This is a genomic window from Flavobacterium sp. HJJ, assembly GCF_015351475.1.
Classification (GTDB): Bacteria; Bacteroidota; Bacteroidia; order Flavobacteriales; family Flavobacteriaceae; genus Flavobacterium; species Flavobacterium marginilacus.
In genome coordinates this window covers 1-15,452 of sequence record NZ_JADKPR010000041.1, presented here as the reverse complement: position 1 = coordinate 15,452, position 15,452 = coordinate 1, and the positions used below count along the sequence as shown (strand labels likewise).

Annotated in this window: 14 protein-coding genes; 9 read left to right on the top strand and 5 right to left on the bottom strand. The window is 34.4% G+C overall.

Features of this window, described 5'->3' with window-relative positions; genetic code table 11:
* Positions 1 to 129: 129 nt before the first annotated feature.
* Positions 130 to 543, bottom strand: a complete 414-nt coding sequence (locus tag IRZ80_RS20200) for a hypothetical protein (RefSeq protein WP_194644076.1) — start codon at positions 541 to 543, stop codon at positions 130 to 132.
* Between the two features lie 672 nt (positions 544 to 1,215).
* Between IRZ80_RS20200 and IRZ80_RS20195 the strand changes: the two genes are divergently transcribed.
* Complete coding sequence (locus IRZ80_RS20195; protein ID WP_194644074.1) at positions 1,216 to 1,602, top strand: hypothetical protein; 387 nt, start codon at positions 1,216 to 1,218, stop codon at positions 1,600 to 1,602.
* A gap of 163 nt (positions 1,603 to 1,765) precedes the next feature.
* Here IRZ80_RS20195 and IRZ80_RS20190 read toward each other — a convergent pair whose 3' ends face one another.
* The 3 genes from IRZ80_RS20190 to IRZ80_RS20180 all read right to left on the bottom strand — a co-directional run bounded on the left by IRZ80_RS20190 (position 1,766) and on the right by IRZ80_RS20180 (position 5,000).
* The gene (locus IRZ80_RS20190) at positions 1,766 to 2,167 is read right to left on the bottom strand and encodes a c-type cytochrome (protein ID WP_194644072.1); all 402 of its coding nucleotides are present in this window, start codon (positions 2,165 to 2,167) and stop codon (positions 1,766 to 1,768) included.
* An 885-nt stretch (positions 2,168 to 3,052) separates the two neighbouring features.
* On the bottom strand, positions 3,053 to 4,633 hold the full coding sequence (locus IRZ80_RS20185) for an NADP-dependent glyceraldehyde-3-phosphate dehydrogenase (protein WP_194644070.1): 1,581 nt from the start codon (positions 4,631 to 4,633) through the stop codon (positions 3,053 to 3,055).
* A 61-nt stretch (positions 4,634 to 4,694) separates the two neighbouring features.
* Positions 4,695 to 5,000, bottom strand: coding sequence for a rhodanese-like domain-containing protein (locus IRZ80_RS20180; protein WP_194644068.1), 306 nt, complete (start codon positions 4,998 to 5,000; stop codon positions 4,695 to 4,697).
* A gap of 207 nt (positions 5,001 to 5,207) precedes the next feature.
* Here IRZ80_RS20180 and IRZ80_RS20175 point away from each other — a divergent pair, with 207 nt between their 5' ends.
* From IRZ80_RS20175 to IRZ80_RS20140, 8 genes are all read left to right on the top strand, one after another.
* Entirely contained in the window at positions 5,208 to 5,834 is a 627-nt protein-coding gene (locus IRZ80_RS20175) for a Crp/Fnr family transcriptional regulator (RefSeq protein ID WP_194644066.1), read from the top strand.
* 114 nt (positions 5,835 to 5,948) lie between these two features.
* Complete coding sequence (locus IRZ80_RS20170) at positions 5,949 to 6,740, top strand: sulfite exporter TauE/SafE family protein (protein WP_194644064.1); 792 nt, start codon at positions 5,949 to 5,951, stop codon at positions 6,738 to 6,740.
* A 152-nt stretch (positions 6,741 to 6,892) separates the two neighbouring features.
* Positions 6,893 to 8,305 carry an MBL fold metallo-hydrolase gene (locus IRZ80_RS20165; RefSeq protein ID WP_194644062.1) on the top strand — a complete coding sequence of 471 codons (1,413 nt, stop codon included), beginning with the start codon at positions 6,893 to 6,895 and terminating at the stop codon, positions 8,303 to 8,305.
* A gap of 187 nt (positions 8,306 to 8,492) precedes the next feature.
* A complete protein-coding gene (locus IRZ80_RS20160) occupies positions 8,493 to 9,074 on the top strand; it encodes a methyltransferase domain-containing protein (protein WP_194644060.1) in 582 nt (193 codons plus the stop codon).
* Positions 9,075 to 9,084: 10 nt separating this feature from the next.
* Positions 9,085 to 9,288 carry a hypothetical protein gene (locus IRZ80_RS20155; RefSeq protein ID WP_194644058.1) on the top strand — a complete coding sequence of 68 codons (204 nt, stop codon included), beginning with the start codon at positions 9,085 to 9,087 and terminating at the stop codon, positions 9,286 to 9,288.
* The gene (gene trxA, locus IRZ80_RS20150) at positions 9,285 to 9,581 is read left to right on the top strand and encodes a thioredoxin (protein WP_194644057.1); all 297 of its coding nucleotides are present in this window, start codon (positions 9,285 to 9,287) and stop codon (positions 9,579 to 9,581) included. Before IRZ80_RS20155 ends, trxA begins: the two co-directional genes overlap by 4 nt.
* Positions 9,582 to 9,645: 64 nt before the next feature.
* Positions 9,646 to 9,822 (top strand): hypothetical protein, encoded by a 177-nt coding sequence (locus IRZ80_RS20145; RefSeq protein ID WP_194644055.1) that lies wholly within the window; start codon positions 9,646 to 9,648, stop codon positions 9,820 to 9,822.
* Positions 9,823 to 9,970: 148 nt separating this feature from the next.
* Positions 9,971 to 12,211 (top strand): tetratricopeptide repeat protein, encoded by a 2,241-nt coding sequence (locus IRZ80_RS20140; protein WP_194644053.1) that lies wholly within the window; start codon positions 9,971 to 9,973, stop codon positions 12,209 to 12,211.
* Positions 12,212 to 12,228: 17 nt separating this feature from the next.
* Here the strand turns inward: IRZ80_RS20140 and IRZ80_RS20135 are convergent, their stop codons facing one another.
* Positions 12,229 to 15,147: a PAS domain-containing hybrid sensor histidine kinase/response regulator gene (locus IRZ80_RS20135; RefSeq protein WP_194644050.1), complete on the bottom strand. Its 2,919-nt coding sequence runs from the start codon at positions 15,145 to 15,147 to the stop codon at positions 12,229 to 12,231.
* Positions 15,148 to 15,452 lie beyond the last annotated feature (305 nt).

Genomic DNA, 15,452 nt, shown 5'->3' with positions numbered 1-15,452 from the left:
ACTAAAGCGAGATGCGCTGAAAGTGCATAGTTTTAAACTCTATTTGAAACCAATAAAACACCAATCTGAGACTGGTATTTTTATTGAAAAAAAAAAAAAACTAAATGCCTTTTTTTAAAAATTAAAAGACTACTCAGAGATAACAACTTTTTGTATTATGAATTCTGTTTCTGATTTTTTGAACTTAATTTCAAAAGTCCCTTTTGCTGCAGATTTGAATTTGTAAACTGCTGTTTTTGGAGCAGGAACCTGCATGGTACAAACTTGCGATGGATACTTTACTTCAACCTGTAAACCTTTAACTGAGCCAATAGCTGCTTCTGTAAACTTACTGAATTCTCCACAGGCAGTTTCGGGTACAAAAGTTACATCAAAACTTAATTCTGTATTCACTTTTCCAGTTGCAGGACCTTTTACTTCTGTAGCTAAAGCACTTTTTACAGTTTCTGTAACTGGTGACTTATCATCATCGTTATTACAAGAAACAAAAAAAATTAACCCAAATAAAACTACTAAAACTGATTTTAACCTAAAATTTTTCATACTAAATATTTATATTGTTTTTATATTATGAAGAGGCTAAATAAGAAATAAGGTTGCTTTGAGAAAATGTTAAATATTCCGAACAAACCATTAAACAGCTATTTATCAATTATTTATTTTTATAAAAAAATATCAGATTTAGGACTTTATTTTTAAGATTCCGCTTTTTTGTTATCAAAATAAGTTACCATTATAAAAAATAACAAAAGCCTTAACTAAATTATATTAAGAGCTAAAGTCCCCCTCGTAAACGTAAAGGACAAATTTTGTTTAGGCAGCTGAAATTTCTCATTGAACTCCGATAAAAGTGGAAATCCTTGTAAGCCGGAGTTTGACTTACAAGATTAGTTCGTCAGTTCGCTATCGCTCTTGCAAAATGGGCAGCAGGACTGAACTTCATATGAAAAATGAATTTTATGCTCCAAAAAATCATACCGCACAGATCTACATAAAAATACTCTATGATAAGATTTATTTCGTAAAAATGCCGTATTCTGAGCTAATGGAATTAAAAAATTGTTTTATAAAGAATACATTTCTAATTATTAATTTATTGTAAATGAATCACTGCCCTTCTAATAACAAGAAAAAACTTTTTCATGACATCAATATTAAGTGTCAACTAAACGTTTATTTATATTTACTAGCAAAATGTACATAACAATTAAAAAAATGACTAAAATAAAAATAAATACATTCGCAAAATGGGAGTCTTTCACTAGTGTATTTAATAATCAAGGAGCGCCTTTATTACTGCAAATTGATATTGAAAACAAAACAGATGAAAAAGTTATTATTGATTCCATATGTTTTTCAATAAAACATAATTTTATATTGTTTAAAACCCAAAAAGACATTTTAAAAAGAGCAAAGAAATACGCAATAAATCCAAAAATGACAATATCATTGGAAATAGATGTTCGATATTTATTTAATAAATACTCAACTAATAAAAAATTCAATATAAAAATAGTATCAAACAATGAAATATTTGAAAGTGATATAGTTCATTTAGGATGCATTGAAAATTTCAATAACAGAAATTATCAGACCATATAGATTTATACAGTCATAGTACATCTCTTAGGTTTTAAGTCTCTTAAAAAATTATAAGCGGCTAAAACACTTCGTATCTTAGTAACAAAAAAAAAACCGTTATCACTTTAAATGTAAGCGGTAACGGTTTGTTGAAAAAAAAATTATTCGGGGTACTAATTCAAAATTATTTTTTTTCTAATTCTCGTATATAATTGACCAGCTTCCAGCGCTGATCATCATTTAAAAGTTCAAAATAAGTAGCCATCGGTGCTCTTCCGTTCGTTATTTTCCAAAAAATAGCTCCATCTGGCTGGTTTTTTACATTTAACGCTGCTAAGTTAGCAGGATGAGGCTTTAAGGCATGGCCTGCTTCACCATTTCCCTGTCCATTATTTCCGTGACACAAAACACACATTTCGTCGAAAATTACTTTACCATCATTTGTTGCTTTTTGATTTCCTACAAATGGGTTCGTTAAGGAGCTGCTATATTCTGGTGCTGACCAGTTTATTTCCTGCGCTATACTTGTTGTTCCTGACACAATTAGTAAAGCAAATACCGTTAGAAATTTGAATTCTGCTTTCATGGTCTGATTGTTTTTAATTATGAATCAAATTTATGAAAACGTTGTAGCAAGAAACCTGATAATTATCATGAAATCAGTGAATTTTCAAATAAAAACAAAAATAACAGTGCAAAATTAATGAATTCAAAATAAAAAAGCAATTTATTGAGTATTCAATAAGTTTTCACACTAAGCAACACACACAATATCAAGATAATTAACACAAAATAAATTTTAAATATTTTATATTTTTAAAGAAATACTTAATTTATCAGATGAAAGCGAAAGTGAAATAATGACATGCAAAAGTACTGCTACAAATGCCAGAAGTCATGCGGAAAGCATCAGAGAATCATAAATGGTAGAACGCTTTTGTAAGAAATCGAATCAGCAGATAGAGAATTGATCCTGCTAAAACTAAAGCAATAATGAAGGTAATAAGGTTAATCACAATATTTGGAATAAAAGCCAGATGAGGATGCACATAATAAGGCTCACGGTGCAGTTGTTCGTGTATTGTTTTGGCTGCTATTTTTATTCTCTTTTTGATGTTTGATAAATTTTAAAACTTACTACTAATTTAAGCAATAATTATCATACTTTCGAAAGTAATCCTCTTAATAATCAAACAGTTATTTTTCAAAAGAGATTCAAATACTTCCAGCTCTTGTATCTAAGTGTTTTCGCAAACCAATTTCATGCAAAGATTCTGTGCTGATTTTCTAATAAATCTATATTTTATTTTTATCAGTTTACTCCTGCTTTATTAAAACTAAAAACTACTATTCCTTAATATGGCTTTAGAAATATTTTGAAAAAATGTTTTAAGTGCAGAATCTATGTGCAACAAAAAACCGTCTCATTACAGCATGCAACGAGACGGTTTTAAACTATTTTAAAAAACGATTACAAAATATAATCGGTATTGATGAAATTCGATTCTTTACTGTTTAATAATTCCTGCAGAATTTCATTATTATATGCATTGTCTTTTGAAGCGACGAAAGTTCTAATTGAGAACGAACGCAAAGCATCATGAATACTCAATGTCCCGAAAGCAGAATCTTTTCTTCCTGTGAAAGGGAAAACGTCTGGTCCTCGCTGACAAGAACTGTTGAGGTTAACACGACAAACCAAATTCACCAAAGTATCAATAAGCGGTGCAATAGTTTTGATGTTTTTACCAAACAAACTTACCTGCTGTCCATAGTTGGACTCGGCCATATCATTTAATGGCTCCTGAATATCTTTGAAAGTCAAAATTGGTACTACCGGACCAAACTGCTCTTCATGATAAACACGCATCTCTTTATTAATTGGGAACAAAATAGCAGGGAATATAAAATTATCTGAATGTTCTCCTCCTTTTGCATTAATTACTTTTGCCCCTTTGCTGACAGCATCATCAATTAATTCCTGAATATATGCCGGTTTTTCGGTCTCTGGAAGCGGTGTTAAAGCAACTCCTTTTTCCCAAGGATTTCCAAACTTTAATGCATCTACTTTTTCGGCAAAACGCTTGTTGAATTCAGCGGCTACATTTTCGTGAACATAAATAATTTTTAGCGCAGTACATCTTTGTCCGTTAAAAGATAAAGTTCCTGCAATACATTCCTGAATAGCCAAATCTAAATCGGCATCCGGAAGTATAATAGCTGGATTTTTAGCCTCCAGACCTAATACCAGACGCAGTCTGTTTTTATTAGGGTGCTGATCCTGTAAAGCAATAGCTGATTTACTGTTTCCGATTAAAGCCAGAATATCTACTTTTCCAGATTTCATTATCGGCGAAGCAATTTCCCTTCCTCTTCCATAAACAATGCTGATTACGCCTTTTGGAAAACTGCTTTTGAAAGCTTCCAATAAAGGTGAAATCAATAATACACCATGTTTTGCCGGCTTGAATATTACAGGATTCCCCATAATCAAAGCAGGTATAAGCAGTGTAAATGTCTCATTCAGCGGATAGTTGTAAGGTCCAAGACACAATACAACTCCAATTGGTCCTCTGCGCACCATTGCGTTTATACCTTGAACTTTCGAAAAATAAGCAGAACGGCTGTTCAGTTCTTTATAACTTTCGATAGTATCCTGAATGTATTCTACAGTTCTGTCAAATTCTTTTTCAGAATCGCCAAGTGTTTTTCCAATTTCCCACATCAAAAGTTTAACTACTTCTGCACGGGTTTCTTTCATTTTAACAACAAACTTTTCCATGCATTTGATACGGTCAACCACTTTCATTGTTGGCCATAATCCTTGTCCGTTATCAAAAGCCGCTCTGGCAGATTCTGCAACCTCCAGCGCTTCTGCTTCGCCCATAAACGGAATAGAACCCAATAATGTTGGTTCATATTTCTCCGTTGAAGATATAGTTGAATATACAGGTGTTGTTTTTCCAGTCCATTTTTTTAATTCACCATTTACCAAATAAGTGTCTTGATTAAGCAGAGACGTAATTTGGAATTCTTGAGGTATCGTATTCATTCTTTGGTTATTTTGGTTATTTCCTAATAAATTTAAAAAGAGGCAGTGCCTCTTTGTGATATTAAACTATATCACCTTCCCATTCTATAATGCCGCCAAGCAGATTATAAGCATTTTCTATACCTAATTCGTTCATTATTTCACATGCCTTAGCACTCCTCATTCCGGAACGGCAGTATACATAATAATTTTTACTCTTATCTAATGCTGCAACAGCATCGACAAACTCCTGTCCTTTATGAATATCAATATTAATAGATCCTTCTATTATTCCTTGATCGCATTCGTCTTCGGTTCTTACATCTAATAGGACTGCATTTTCATCGGCTTTCATTTGAGAAACCCATTCTTCTTGTGTCAAATTCATAATATATAATTTTTCGTAAAAATACGAGATTTTTCTCAAACAATACACTTGTTTTTTGTGAATTACACAATATTTTAAAGAAAACGTTTTCGTAATACACAAACTATCCTCACACTATATCATACTCAATTTCAATTATAGATAAGCACATATTTTCATTATTTTTACACTCTTAAAATTCTAAATTATTTTTTTAAAATAAATCCGATGCCTGAACTGTTAAAAAAAATATTCCCGACTTTCTCTAACGAATTGATACAGGATATCAAAGCAAATGAAATCATCAGGACATTCAGTACCGGAGAGGTCATTATGCGCACTGGGCAGTACATAAAAAATACTGTTCTGTTAGTTAAAGGAACAATCAAAGTCTATCGTGAAGACAGCGACGGAGGAGAATTTTTCATGTATTATTTACAGCCTGGGCAAGCCTGCGCGCTATCGATGGTTTGTGCAGTCAAAAATGAAAAAAGCAAAATCATGGCAAAAGCGGTTGAAGATGCCGAAATCATCATGCTGCCGTTATCAATGATGGACAAATGGATGATGCAGCACAGAAGCTGGTACGAATTTGTTGTAGGTTCCTACCGTAACCGCCTGGAAGAAATGCTGGAAGTAATTGACAGTATCGCCTTCAGAGCAATGGACGAACGCTTGGAATTTTATCTAAAACGCCAGGTAGAAGCCTGCGGTTGTAAAGAACTGAAACTTTCGCATCAGGAAATTAGCTCTGATTTAAATACATCAAGAGAAGTTATTTCGAGACTGCTCAAAAAAATGGAACAGAGAGGTCTGGTAATTCTGTCACGTAATCAGATTGAAATATTGATGTAAATTTCAAAAAAAATACAAAATACAAATCTCAAATTCCACAACTTTTCCAAAAGTGACAAAAGTTACCAAAGATCAGCAATAGTCTTTGCATCTTTGCCGTAAACAAAACAAAACATGGAATATTTCGGTTATTTGGCTGCAGTCATAATAGGTCTCTCACTGGGGTTAATCGGTGGCGGTGGTTCAATTTTGACCATTCCGATATTGGTCTATTTGTTTAAAATTGATCCAAAACTGGCAACCAGTTACTCCTTATTCATCGTAGGAATTACAGCTTTATCAGGATGCTTCAGTCATTACCGAATGGGAAACCTCAAAATCAAATCGGCATTATATTTTGCAGTACCCTCAGTATTTTCAATATTGGTTATTCGGGAAGTAATTATTTTAAAAATTCCGAATATACTTTTTACAATAAATGATTTTCAAGTTACCAAAAACTTTCTGATTATGATCATTTTTGCAGTTCTGATGATTACTGCTTCTTTTTCTATGATCAGCAAGACCATAACACAGACACAAGTTCTCCATACCAATTATTGGCAGCTGTCAGCAATTGGAGCAGTTGTCGGAATCATAACTGGTTTTCTAGGTGCCGGCGGCGGTTTTTTAATCATTCCTGCTCTTTTATTTTTTGCTAATTTACCAATGAAACAAGCGGTTGGCACTTCATTATTAATCATATTTATAAACTCGGCTATTGGTTTTTTAGGTGACTTATACATTAAGACACCTATCAATTATATTTTTTTAGCCAGCATTTCAAGCATGGCTTTCATCGGAATGATTATCGGTACACAATTATCAAAAAAAATAGACGGTAATAAACTCAAGCCAATGTTTGGCTGGTTTATTCTGGTAATGGGAATTTACATCGTTGTCAAGGAGATTTTTTTAAGCAGCTAAGATGCTGAATTTCTAAATCTTTTACTTAAAACTTTTTAACGATTAAACTTTTAAACAGTTAAACAAATTTAAACCATTAAACTTAGCTTCTTAGCAGCTCAGAATCTTAGTAACTCAACAGAAACTTAGTAACTTTATATAAAATAAAAATCATGCAGATAGAACAAATATATACAGGATGTTTGGCGCAGGGAGCTTATTATATCACTTCTGATGGCGAAGCGGTTATAATTGATCCGTTAAGAGAAACACAGCCATATTTGGACAGAATTGAACGTGACGGTGTGAAATTGAAATATATTTTTGAAACCCATTTTCATGCCGATTTTGTTTCGGGTCATCTTGATTTAAGCAAAGAAACCGGTGCTGCCATAGTCTATGGACCAACTGCAAAACCCGAATTTGAAGCTGTCATTGCAGCTGATAATCAACTATTCGAAATAGGAAATATCAAAATAAAAGTACTGCATACTCCTGGCCATACATTAGAAAGCTCTACTTATTTGCTGATTGACGAAAACGGAAAAGATCATGCTATTTTCTCTGGTGACACTTTGTTTATTGGCGATGTAGGAAGACCAGATCTTGCTCAAAAAGCCGCTTCAATGACTCAGGAACAATTAGCTGGGCTGCTGTTTCATTCGTTAAGAAACAAAATTATGACTTTAGCAGATGATGTTATTGTATATCCAGCCCACGGTGCTGGCAGTGCCTGCGGTAAAAACATGAGCAAAGAAACGGTTTCGACCATTGGAAACCAAAAAGCCAGCAATTATGCATTGAGAGCCAACATGACCGAAGCCGAATTCATAACTGAAGTAACCGATGGACTGCTTCCTCCCCCAGCCTATTTTGGCATGAATGTCGCTATGAACAAAAAAGGATATGACAGTTTTCAGGAAGTCTTAAAACACGGAATGAACGCATTATCGGTTACCGAATTTGAATCTGCCGCAGATGAAACCGGAGCATTACTATTAGATACCCGAAAGAACAGCGATTTTGCCAAAGGCTTCATTCCGCAGTCTATAAACATCGGTATTGATGGTGATTTTGCTCCTTGGGCAGGCGCTTTAATTGCCAATGTAAAACAGCCCATTCTGTTAATTACCGAACTGGGACGAGAAGAAGAAACCGTAACCCGATTGAGCCGTGTGGGTTTTGACAATTTAATTGGTCATTTAAAAGGCGGTTTCGAAAGTTGGAAAAATTCAGAAAAAGACGTTGACACCATAAAAAGAATCACCGCCGAAGAGTTTCAAAAACAAGTAAAAATTGGCGAAAGCAAAATAATCGATATCCGCAAAGAAACAGAATACCGTGCTGAGCATGTTGCTGAAGCTTACTGTAAACCGCTCGCCAGCATCAACGACTGGATAAAAGACATCAATCCAAACGAACACTTTTTTATGCATTGCGCCGGAGGATACCGCAGTATGATCGCATCCTCTATTCTGTATGCCCGCGGTTTCCGAAATTTCAGTGAGATTGAAGGAGGATTCAGTGCCATCTCCAAAACGGATATTCCCAGAACGGATTTTGTGTGCCAAAGCAAGATTCAATAACAAAAATCAATGGCAATGCCAAATTCAAAAAATAAAAAGAACAATTAGGGCGAGACCACATTAATAAAAGCGGCCAGCTTCTCGTTGCGGTTAGTCGGCCACTTTCCTTAATGCGGTCGGGCTATCCATGCTACTTTGGTAGCTTATTTCTATCCCTCTCGCGAACACCTAAGAACATCAAATAAAAATGGAAAACAGCAATCAAACTTTTTGGGATAATCAATATAAAGCCGACATATTAGGCTGGGATCTTGGAACAATTTCTCCCCCTATAAAAAGTCACATTGATACATTAAAAAATAAAAACATTCGAATCTTGATTCCCGGCTGTGGGAACTCCTACGAAGCCGAATATCTTTTGGAACAAGAATTTACTAATATTACGATTATCGATATTGCTCCAGTATTGGTAGAAAAATTAAAAATCAAGTTCAGAAACAGCCCTGCTATCAATATTATTTTAGGCGATTTTTTTGAACATCAGGGAGAATATGATTTAATAATCGAACAAACCTTTTTTTGCGCACTGCTGCCTGAGATGCGTGAAGATTATGTATCAAAAATGCATCAGCTTTTAGCCAAAGAAGGAACAATTGCCGGACTATTATTCAACAGAATATTCGAAAGTAATCCTCCTTTTGGCGGAAGCCAAAAAGAATATGAAATACTTTTCAAAGACACTTTTAATTTTATAAAAATGGAAGAATGTCAAAATTCTGTTGCACCAAGATCCAGAACTGAATTATGGATTGAATTTCAAAAAAAATAAACCCAAAAGAATGAAAAATTTATTGTTAAGCAACTGGCATGTCATGCGGATTTTCCGTTTAGCTTTTGCCGTATTTTTATTCGTACAGGCCTACAATACGCACGAATGGTTTTTTATTATCTTTGGTTTATTTTTCTTTATTCAAGCACTATTTAATTCAGGATGCGGACCAAAAGGCTGTGCCGTTCCCCAAAAAAAATACCCTAAAAAATGAGTACTTTCAACGATATAATACAATCTGAAAAACCAGTTCTGGTTGATTTTTTTGCGACATGGTGCGGACCATGCCAAACATTGGCACCTATTCTAAAACAAGTAAAAGACAGTTTGGGTGACCGAGTTTCGATCATCAAAATTGACGTAGACAAAAACCAGCAGATTGCGGCACAATATCAGGTACGCAGTGTTCCTACAATGATACTTTTCCAAAACGGAAAACAGTTATGGAGACAGTCTGGGGTATTAAGTACTGCCGATTTAGTTAAAATTATTGTAGAGAAAAGTTAATTAATGATTCTGATTCAAAAAAAATAATACTTTTGAATCACTTTAAAATCAAAAATCAAAAAAAATGAAAAACCTAATCACCATTATAGCAGTAGCTCTTTTTTCAGCAGGTATGAATGTAAGTGCTCAGGAAACAAAGCCTAAAGAAACTCCTAAAAAAGAATGCTCTGCAAAGGGAAAAAAAGCATGCGACAAATCTAAAAAGTCTTGTTGTGATGCTAAAACTAAAAAGAAAGCGTAATGTAATTAATTTATAATGCCCCGAAAAGAGTGTTTGTTTATTCAAGCACTCTTTTTTTTGTAAAAGCACTATATTTATTGCTAATTATTGCAAAAAATACCTTTGCTTCTGTTTTAAAATTCTATATTTTTGAGAAAACTAACTCTTCATGCTCAAAAAACCATCAATTATTATAGCTATCCTTCTAATCTTTGTGGTTTTTAGAGTTTTTATTGTTGACAGCTGTAGTACGAAAGATGCTGAATATACCGAATCTCTTTCTGCTAATAATACCTATGTAGGTGATAAGTCCTGTGTAAAATGCCATACCTCCGAACATCATCAATGGAAACAGTCAGACCATTATATGTCAATGCTTCCTGCCAATGATTCGACTGTAAAAGGAGATTTTAATAATGTAACCTTCACTGCTGACGGCATTACGAGCAGATTCTTTAAAAAAGGCTCTAAATTTTTCATCAATACCGAAGGAGCTGACGGTAAAAACCATGATTTTGAAGTAAAATACATCTTTGGATACAAACCCCTGCAGCAATATCTGGTTCATTTTCCTGGAGGAAGAATGCAGGTTCCCCGTTTGAGCTGGGATGTAAATAAAAGAAAATGGTTCAATCAATATGCAGGGCAGAAAATACCTTCACACGACTGGCTGCATTGGACTGGCAATGCCCAAAATTGGAATACGATGTGTGCATCCTGCCATTCGACCAATCTGCATAAAAATTACGACACCAAAACCGATACTTACAAAACCAGCTACAGCGTAATCAATGTAAGCTGCGAAAGCTGTCACGGAGCTGGACAAAAGCATTTAAATTATGTAAACAGCTCCGACTATAAATCAGGCGATAAAGTAACTGGAAGTTTTATGAAGCTAGGCAGAAACTCAGGACAATTGGAGCAGATCAATACCTGCGCGCCCTGTCATGCCCGCGTTTCCGAAATCAGTGCGAAACACATCGACAGTAAAGAAATTATGGATAATTATATTCCGCAGATTCCCGATACCGAATTTTTCCATGCAGATGGACAAGTCAATGATGAAGATTATATTTACACTTCCTTTTTGCAGAGCAAAATGTACAGCAAAGGCGTAAAATGCAGTAACTGCCACAATCCGCACAGCATCAAACTGAAACATATCGATAATCAGACGTGTGTACAATGCCATAACACTTCCAAATACAACACGCCAAAACACACTTTTCATACATCCAATTCAAAAGGATCACTTTGTGTAAACTGCCACATGCCTGGAAAAATATATATGGGTAACGATCTGCGCCACGATCATAGTTTTAGAGTGCCCCGTCCTGACCTGTCTGTAAAATACGGCACACCAAATGCCTGCAGCAACTGCCATAAAGACAAATCAGAAAAAACTCTGGCCGATGCAGTAATCAAATGGTATGGTCCAAACCGAAAATATCATTTTGCCGACGACCTAATTCCTGGAAGTAAACTGGATAACAACAGTGAACCTTATCTGATACAGTTAATAAACACCCCAAATATCCCAAATATAATTAAGGCTACAGCTGTTTTCTACTTAGGAAGTTTTAGTGACCAAACCAGTTTAAATACACTGTTATCCTGTTTAAACCATAAAGATGCACAGGTACGCTACAGAGCTTTGCGCAGTCTGGCTATTTTCCCTGCTGAGAATTGGATTAAAAGTGCCGGCCCATTATTGTCGGATAACGTGAGGGCTGTCCGAATCGCTGCAGCTGATTTATTTTTGGGTTTACCAAAAAACCAGATCCCAAGCCAATTTGCAGATGCATATACTGCAGCCGATAAAGAATTAGTTAGTTTTCTTCATTATCAAACCGATTTTTCAACTGGAAATGTAATGCTGGCCGATTATTATTTAAAAATTCAGGATTATACAAATGCCGAATCGTTCTATCTAAAAGGGCTCAAAAAAGACAATCAGATGAATTATGCTCTACTTAATTTATCTTCGCTTTATAATGCCGTTGGCAAAAACGATGCTTCCTTACAGGTTTTGCAGAAAGCTTTAAAAAATGACCCAAATAACGAACGCATCTACTACAACCTGGCATTATTATACAATGAAATGAACAATCAGGATGCTGCGGAAAATTCTTTTGCGAAAGCGATAGCCTTAAAATCGCAAAACCCAAGAGTGTATTATAATTATGGGCTAATGCTCAATACTAAGAAAAAGTTCAAGGAAGCCGAAACTGTTTTACAAAAAGGAATTACTATAAATCCTGACACACCCGATTTATATTATGCACTTGCTTTTGTGTACATTCAATCCGGAAACCAGACTAAAGCACAGCAGACGGTTCTTCAGCTAAAACAACTGGATTCTTCCAATCCAAATTATCAGGAGCTGTTTAAAAATTTCGGATTACAATAATAGTTTCTTGGGTTAGTCTAAACGATTTTTGTGAACAACCATCTTCGGAGTACCGCTTCCAGATCGTCTTCGATTATTGGTTTGGAAATATAATCGTTCATCCCAAATTCGAGACATTTATCTTTTTCGCCAACCATAATTCCAGCAGTTAAAGCGATTATCGGTAATTCGCATCCTTTTTTATGGTTTCTAATTTCCACAGCAGCGTCATATCCATTTTTGATAGGCATTTGTATATCCATTAAAATCAAATCTGGATTATTGATTTTGAACTGTTCTACACCCTCCTGTCCGTCCATAGCTTCTAGGATAATAGCGTTAGGAATAATCCTTTTTACCAATGTTTTAGCCAGGAACATATTTATTTTATTGTCTTCTACAATCAAAATACGCAGTATGCCCAAATTATTTGAACCTTCAATCTTTGAGATTACCTTATTGGACATCAAATCGGCAAAAGTATCTTTAGGAGGTTCAGCTTTTTTAAATTTAACCAAAAAGAAAAAATCACTTCCGTCTCCATACTTACTTTTCAGCTGAAGGTTACTCTTCATCAGTCCAAGAAGCAGATTGGAAATAGCCAGCCCTAAACCAGTACCTCCAAATTTTCTTGATGTAGCATTGTCTTCCTGCACAAAGGAATTGAAAATTTTCTTTTGATTGTACAGCTTGATTCCAATACCGGTATCTTTGATAGAAAATTTTATGCCCGTTTTTTTTTTGCCCCCTTTTATCTGTTCAGCATCCAAATGGATGTGACCGAAAGAAGTAAATTTTAAAGCATTGCTTATTAAATTCACCAATATCTGTTTCAGCCGAATCGAATCTGCATATATATACTGCGGAACATTTTCCCCTATAGTAAGCGACAAATCGATATTTTTGAGATTGGCTTGATGTTTAAACAATTCTATCACCTGATGCAGCAGTCTAAAAAGATCAACATTTTCAATGTTCAGATCTAATTTACCGGATTCAATTTTGGAAAAATCAAGTATGTCATTAATAATTTCCATTAAAGAATTGGCCGAAATATTGACCGTTGACATATACTCCAATTGGTTTTTTTCGAGTTCAGTTTTCATCAATAAATCAGTGAAACCTACTATCCCGTTTAGTGGCGTACGGATCTCGTGACTCATATTCGATAAAAAATCCGATTTGGCTTTATTGGCTTCTTCTGCTTGAATTTTGGCCTTTTTTAATTCTTTATTGGTTTGCTTTAATTTTTCGTTTATTTCTTCGTATTCATTATATTTTACATACAAATCTTTTTCGCTGTCTTCTGCCTTTTCTTTAGCTCTGATTAATTCTAACTCCAATAATTTGTGCTCGGTAATATCCCGTATAGTTCCCAAAATAACCAAAGGCTTATTTTCTTCGTCCCACTTTAAGGTTCCAAGTCCATGCACCCAGCGTTCTTCTTTATCGTTTACTCTTATTATTTTATATTCTCTGTCAAATTGTTTTCTTTTACCAACCACTTCTTCTTGGAAATAGACAGCTAATTTCTCTCTCCAGTCCGGGTGCACTAAAGCAGTCCAGCTTGCTTCATCCAGATCATAATCAGCATCAATGCCTAAAATAGTATCCAGTAAATCAGTACGTGCCCATTTTCCGGTGTACATATTAATACTGTAAGTCCCTATCTGAGCTATGCTTTGGGTTTCTTTTAAAAAAAGCTCACTTTCTTTCAGTTTTACTTCCGCTTTTTCCCGTTCGGTAACATCTCTTACAAAGAGTAAAGCCTGCTTTTCTGACAGTTTAACTGCATCAATTGACCAAAGACGTTTGCCTTTATCACTATGTATAAAAGGAATAATATCATTTGAGGTTTCATTCAGAAAAAGAGTGCTTAAAACCGATTCAATCTTTGGTAAAAAATTCGATGGTGTTAAATCATTTAGTGATTTTTTTAATAATTTCTTTTTTGAATATCCTGTAATTTTTGATGCTGCAGGATTTATTTCCAAAAACTGTCCTTCTTTGGTAACAACTATAACCCCGTCGGGTGCATTTTCAACGTAATTTCTAAACTTGGCATTACTCCTCTGCTCCCGCTCTTTGTCCCTGATACTTTCAACTTCTTTTTCTTTGGCCAGAATTTCACTTTCTATCCGTTTTTTTTCGGTAACATCCTGAGCAATTCCCCTCAGGGCTACAACTTCATTTTTATCGTTTAACACTGGAATTCCTGTTCCATAAATCCATTTAAACCTATTGTTGGGAAATAGTATTTTATGTGTTACTTCATAAGGCTCTTTCTTTTGTATACAGCCATTTATTCTGGCATACAGCAGTTTTTTATCCTCTTCTGTAAAATAGTTTAAATAGTTATCAAATAAAGGGACTAAAAGACTTTTATCCATTTCAAAAATTTGATACAATTCGTTGGACCAAATCAATTCATTAGTAACAATATTGAATTCCCAGCTTCCAATTTTAGCAATTTTCTGAGCATCATTCAATAAACTTTCGCTTGCTGATAACTGCTCTTGAATTTTTCTGATTTCGGTAATGTCTCTGCCTATAGAATACACTAAATTTTTGGAAGGATTTATAATAGAAGTCCACTGCACTGTTATGTGTTCTCCGCTTTTTGTAATGATTCTGTTTTCAGAAATAACAGACTTTTTTCCGCTTAAAAGTTCTTGTGCAGAAAACTCTACTTTGGGCCTATCATCTGGATGAATGTAATTGAGAAAACTCTTTAGTAATAATTCTCTTTTGGAGTAACCTAATTTATTAATGAACACTAGGTTAAAATCTTTCAGATTTCTGTTTAAATCTGAAACACAAATAAAATCTGAAGTTTCTCTGGTAAAAAACTCATAATTAGCAATAGAATCAATCTTCTTTTGCAATAGCGAAATGGTATTTTCCTGCTTTTTTATTTTTTGTAACAATTCTTCAACAGATGGTAATTTTTCTTTCATATCTGCAAAATGTATTAGTTAAAAAATCATATAAGGAATCGCTTTTTTTTCAAATAGATAATAATATTTAGAGACAGCATTTAAACAGTATGCACAGTTTATAACAAAATGCTAATTAGAAATAATTGATTGAAGTTTTGGGGAAAATATGAAATTAAAGGTATAAAAATTATTTGACACAACGCACTAACTCACAAATAATTGAGAACATAATTTGTCAAAAAAACAAAAAATAGACTAAACCACTATGGACTGAAAGTCCATAGATTTGGTTAGGCAGACTGAAAGTGCAAGGTTGGATTGCG

What these genes read in the sequence shown, in the direction of transcription:
- IRZ80_RS20135 (WP_194644050.1), bottom strand. Translation starts at nt 15,147, where the DNA reads ATGAAAGAAAAATTACCATCTGTTGAAGAATTGTTACAAAAAATAAAA.
- IRZ80_RS20200 (WP_194644076.1), bottom strand. Translation starts at nt 543, where the DNA reads ATGAAAAATTTTAGGTTAAAATCAGTTTTAGTAGTTTTATTTGGGTTA.
- IRZ80_RS20185 (WP_194644070.1), bottom strand. Translation starts at nt 4,633, where the DNA reads ATGAATACGATACCTCAAGAATTCCAAATTACGTCTCTGCTTAATCAA.
- IRZ80_RS20165 (WP_194644062.1), top strand. Translation starts at nt 6,893, where the DNA reads ATGCAGATAGAACAAATATATACAGGATGTTTGGCGCAGGGAGCTTAT.
- IRZ80_RS20145 (WP_194644055.1), top strand. Translation starts at nt 9,646, where the DNA reads ATGAAAAACCTAATCACCATTATAGCAGTAGCTCTTTTTTCAGCAGGT.
- IRZ80_RS20170 (WP_194644064.1), top strand. Translation starts at nt 5,949, where the DNA reads ATGGAATATTTCGGTTATTTGGCTGCAGTCATAATAGGTCTCTCACTG.
- IRZ80_RS20175 (WP_194644066.1), top strand. Translation starts at nt 5,208, where the DNA reads ATGCCTGAACTGTTAAAAAAAATATTCCCGACTTTCTCTAACGAATTG.
- IRZ80_RS20140 (WP_194644053.1), top strand. Translation starts at nt 9,971, where the DNA reads ATGCTCAAAAAACCATCAATTATTATAGCTATCCTTCTAATCTTTGTG.
- IRZ80_RS20190 (WP_194644072.1), bottom strand. Translation starts at nt 2,167, where the DNA reads ATGAAAGCAGAATTCAAATTTCTAACGGTATTTGCTTTACTAATTGTG.
- trxA (WP_194644057.1), top strand. Translation starts at nt 9,285, where the DNA reads ATGAGTACTTTCAACGATATAATACAATCTGAAAAACCAGTTCTGGTT.
- IRZ80_RS20180 (WP_194644068.1), bottom strand. Translation starts at nt 5,000, where the DNA reads ATGAATTTGACACAAGAAGAATGGGTTTCTCAAATGAAAGCCGATGAA.
- IRZ80_RS20195 (WP_194644074.1), top strand. Translation starts at nt 1,216, where the DNA reads ATGACTAAAATAAAAATAAATACATTCGCAAAATGGGAGTCTTTCACT.
- IRZ80_RS20160 (WP_194644060.1), top strand. Translation starts at nt 8,493, where the DNA reads ATGGAAAACAGCAATCAAACTTTTTGGGATAATCAATATAAAGCCGAC.
- IRZ80_RS20155 (WP_194644058.1), top strand. Translation starts at nt 9,085, where the DNA reads ATGAAAAATTTATTGTTAAGCAACTGGCATGTCATGCGGATTTTCCGT.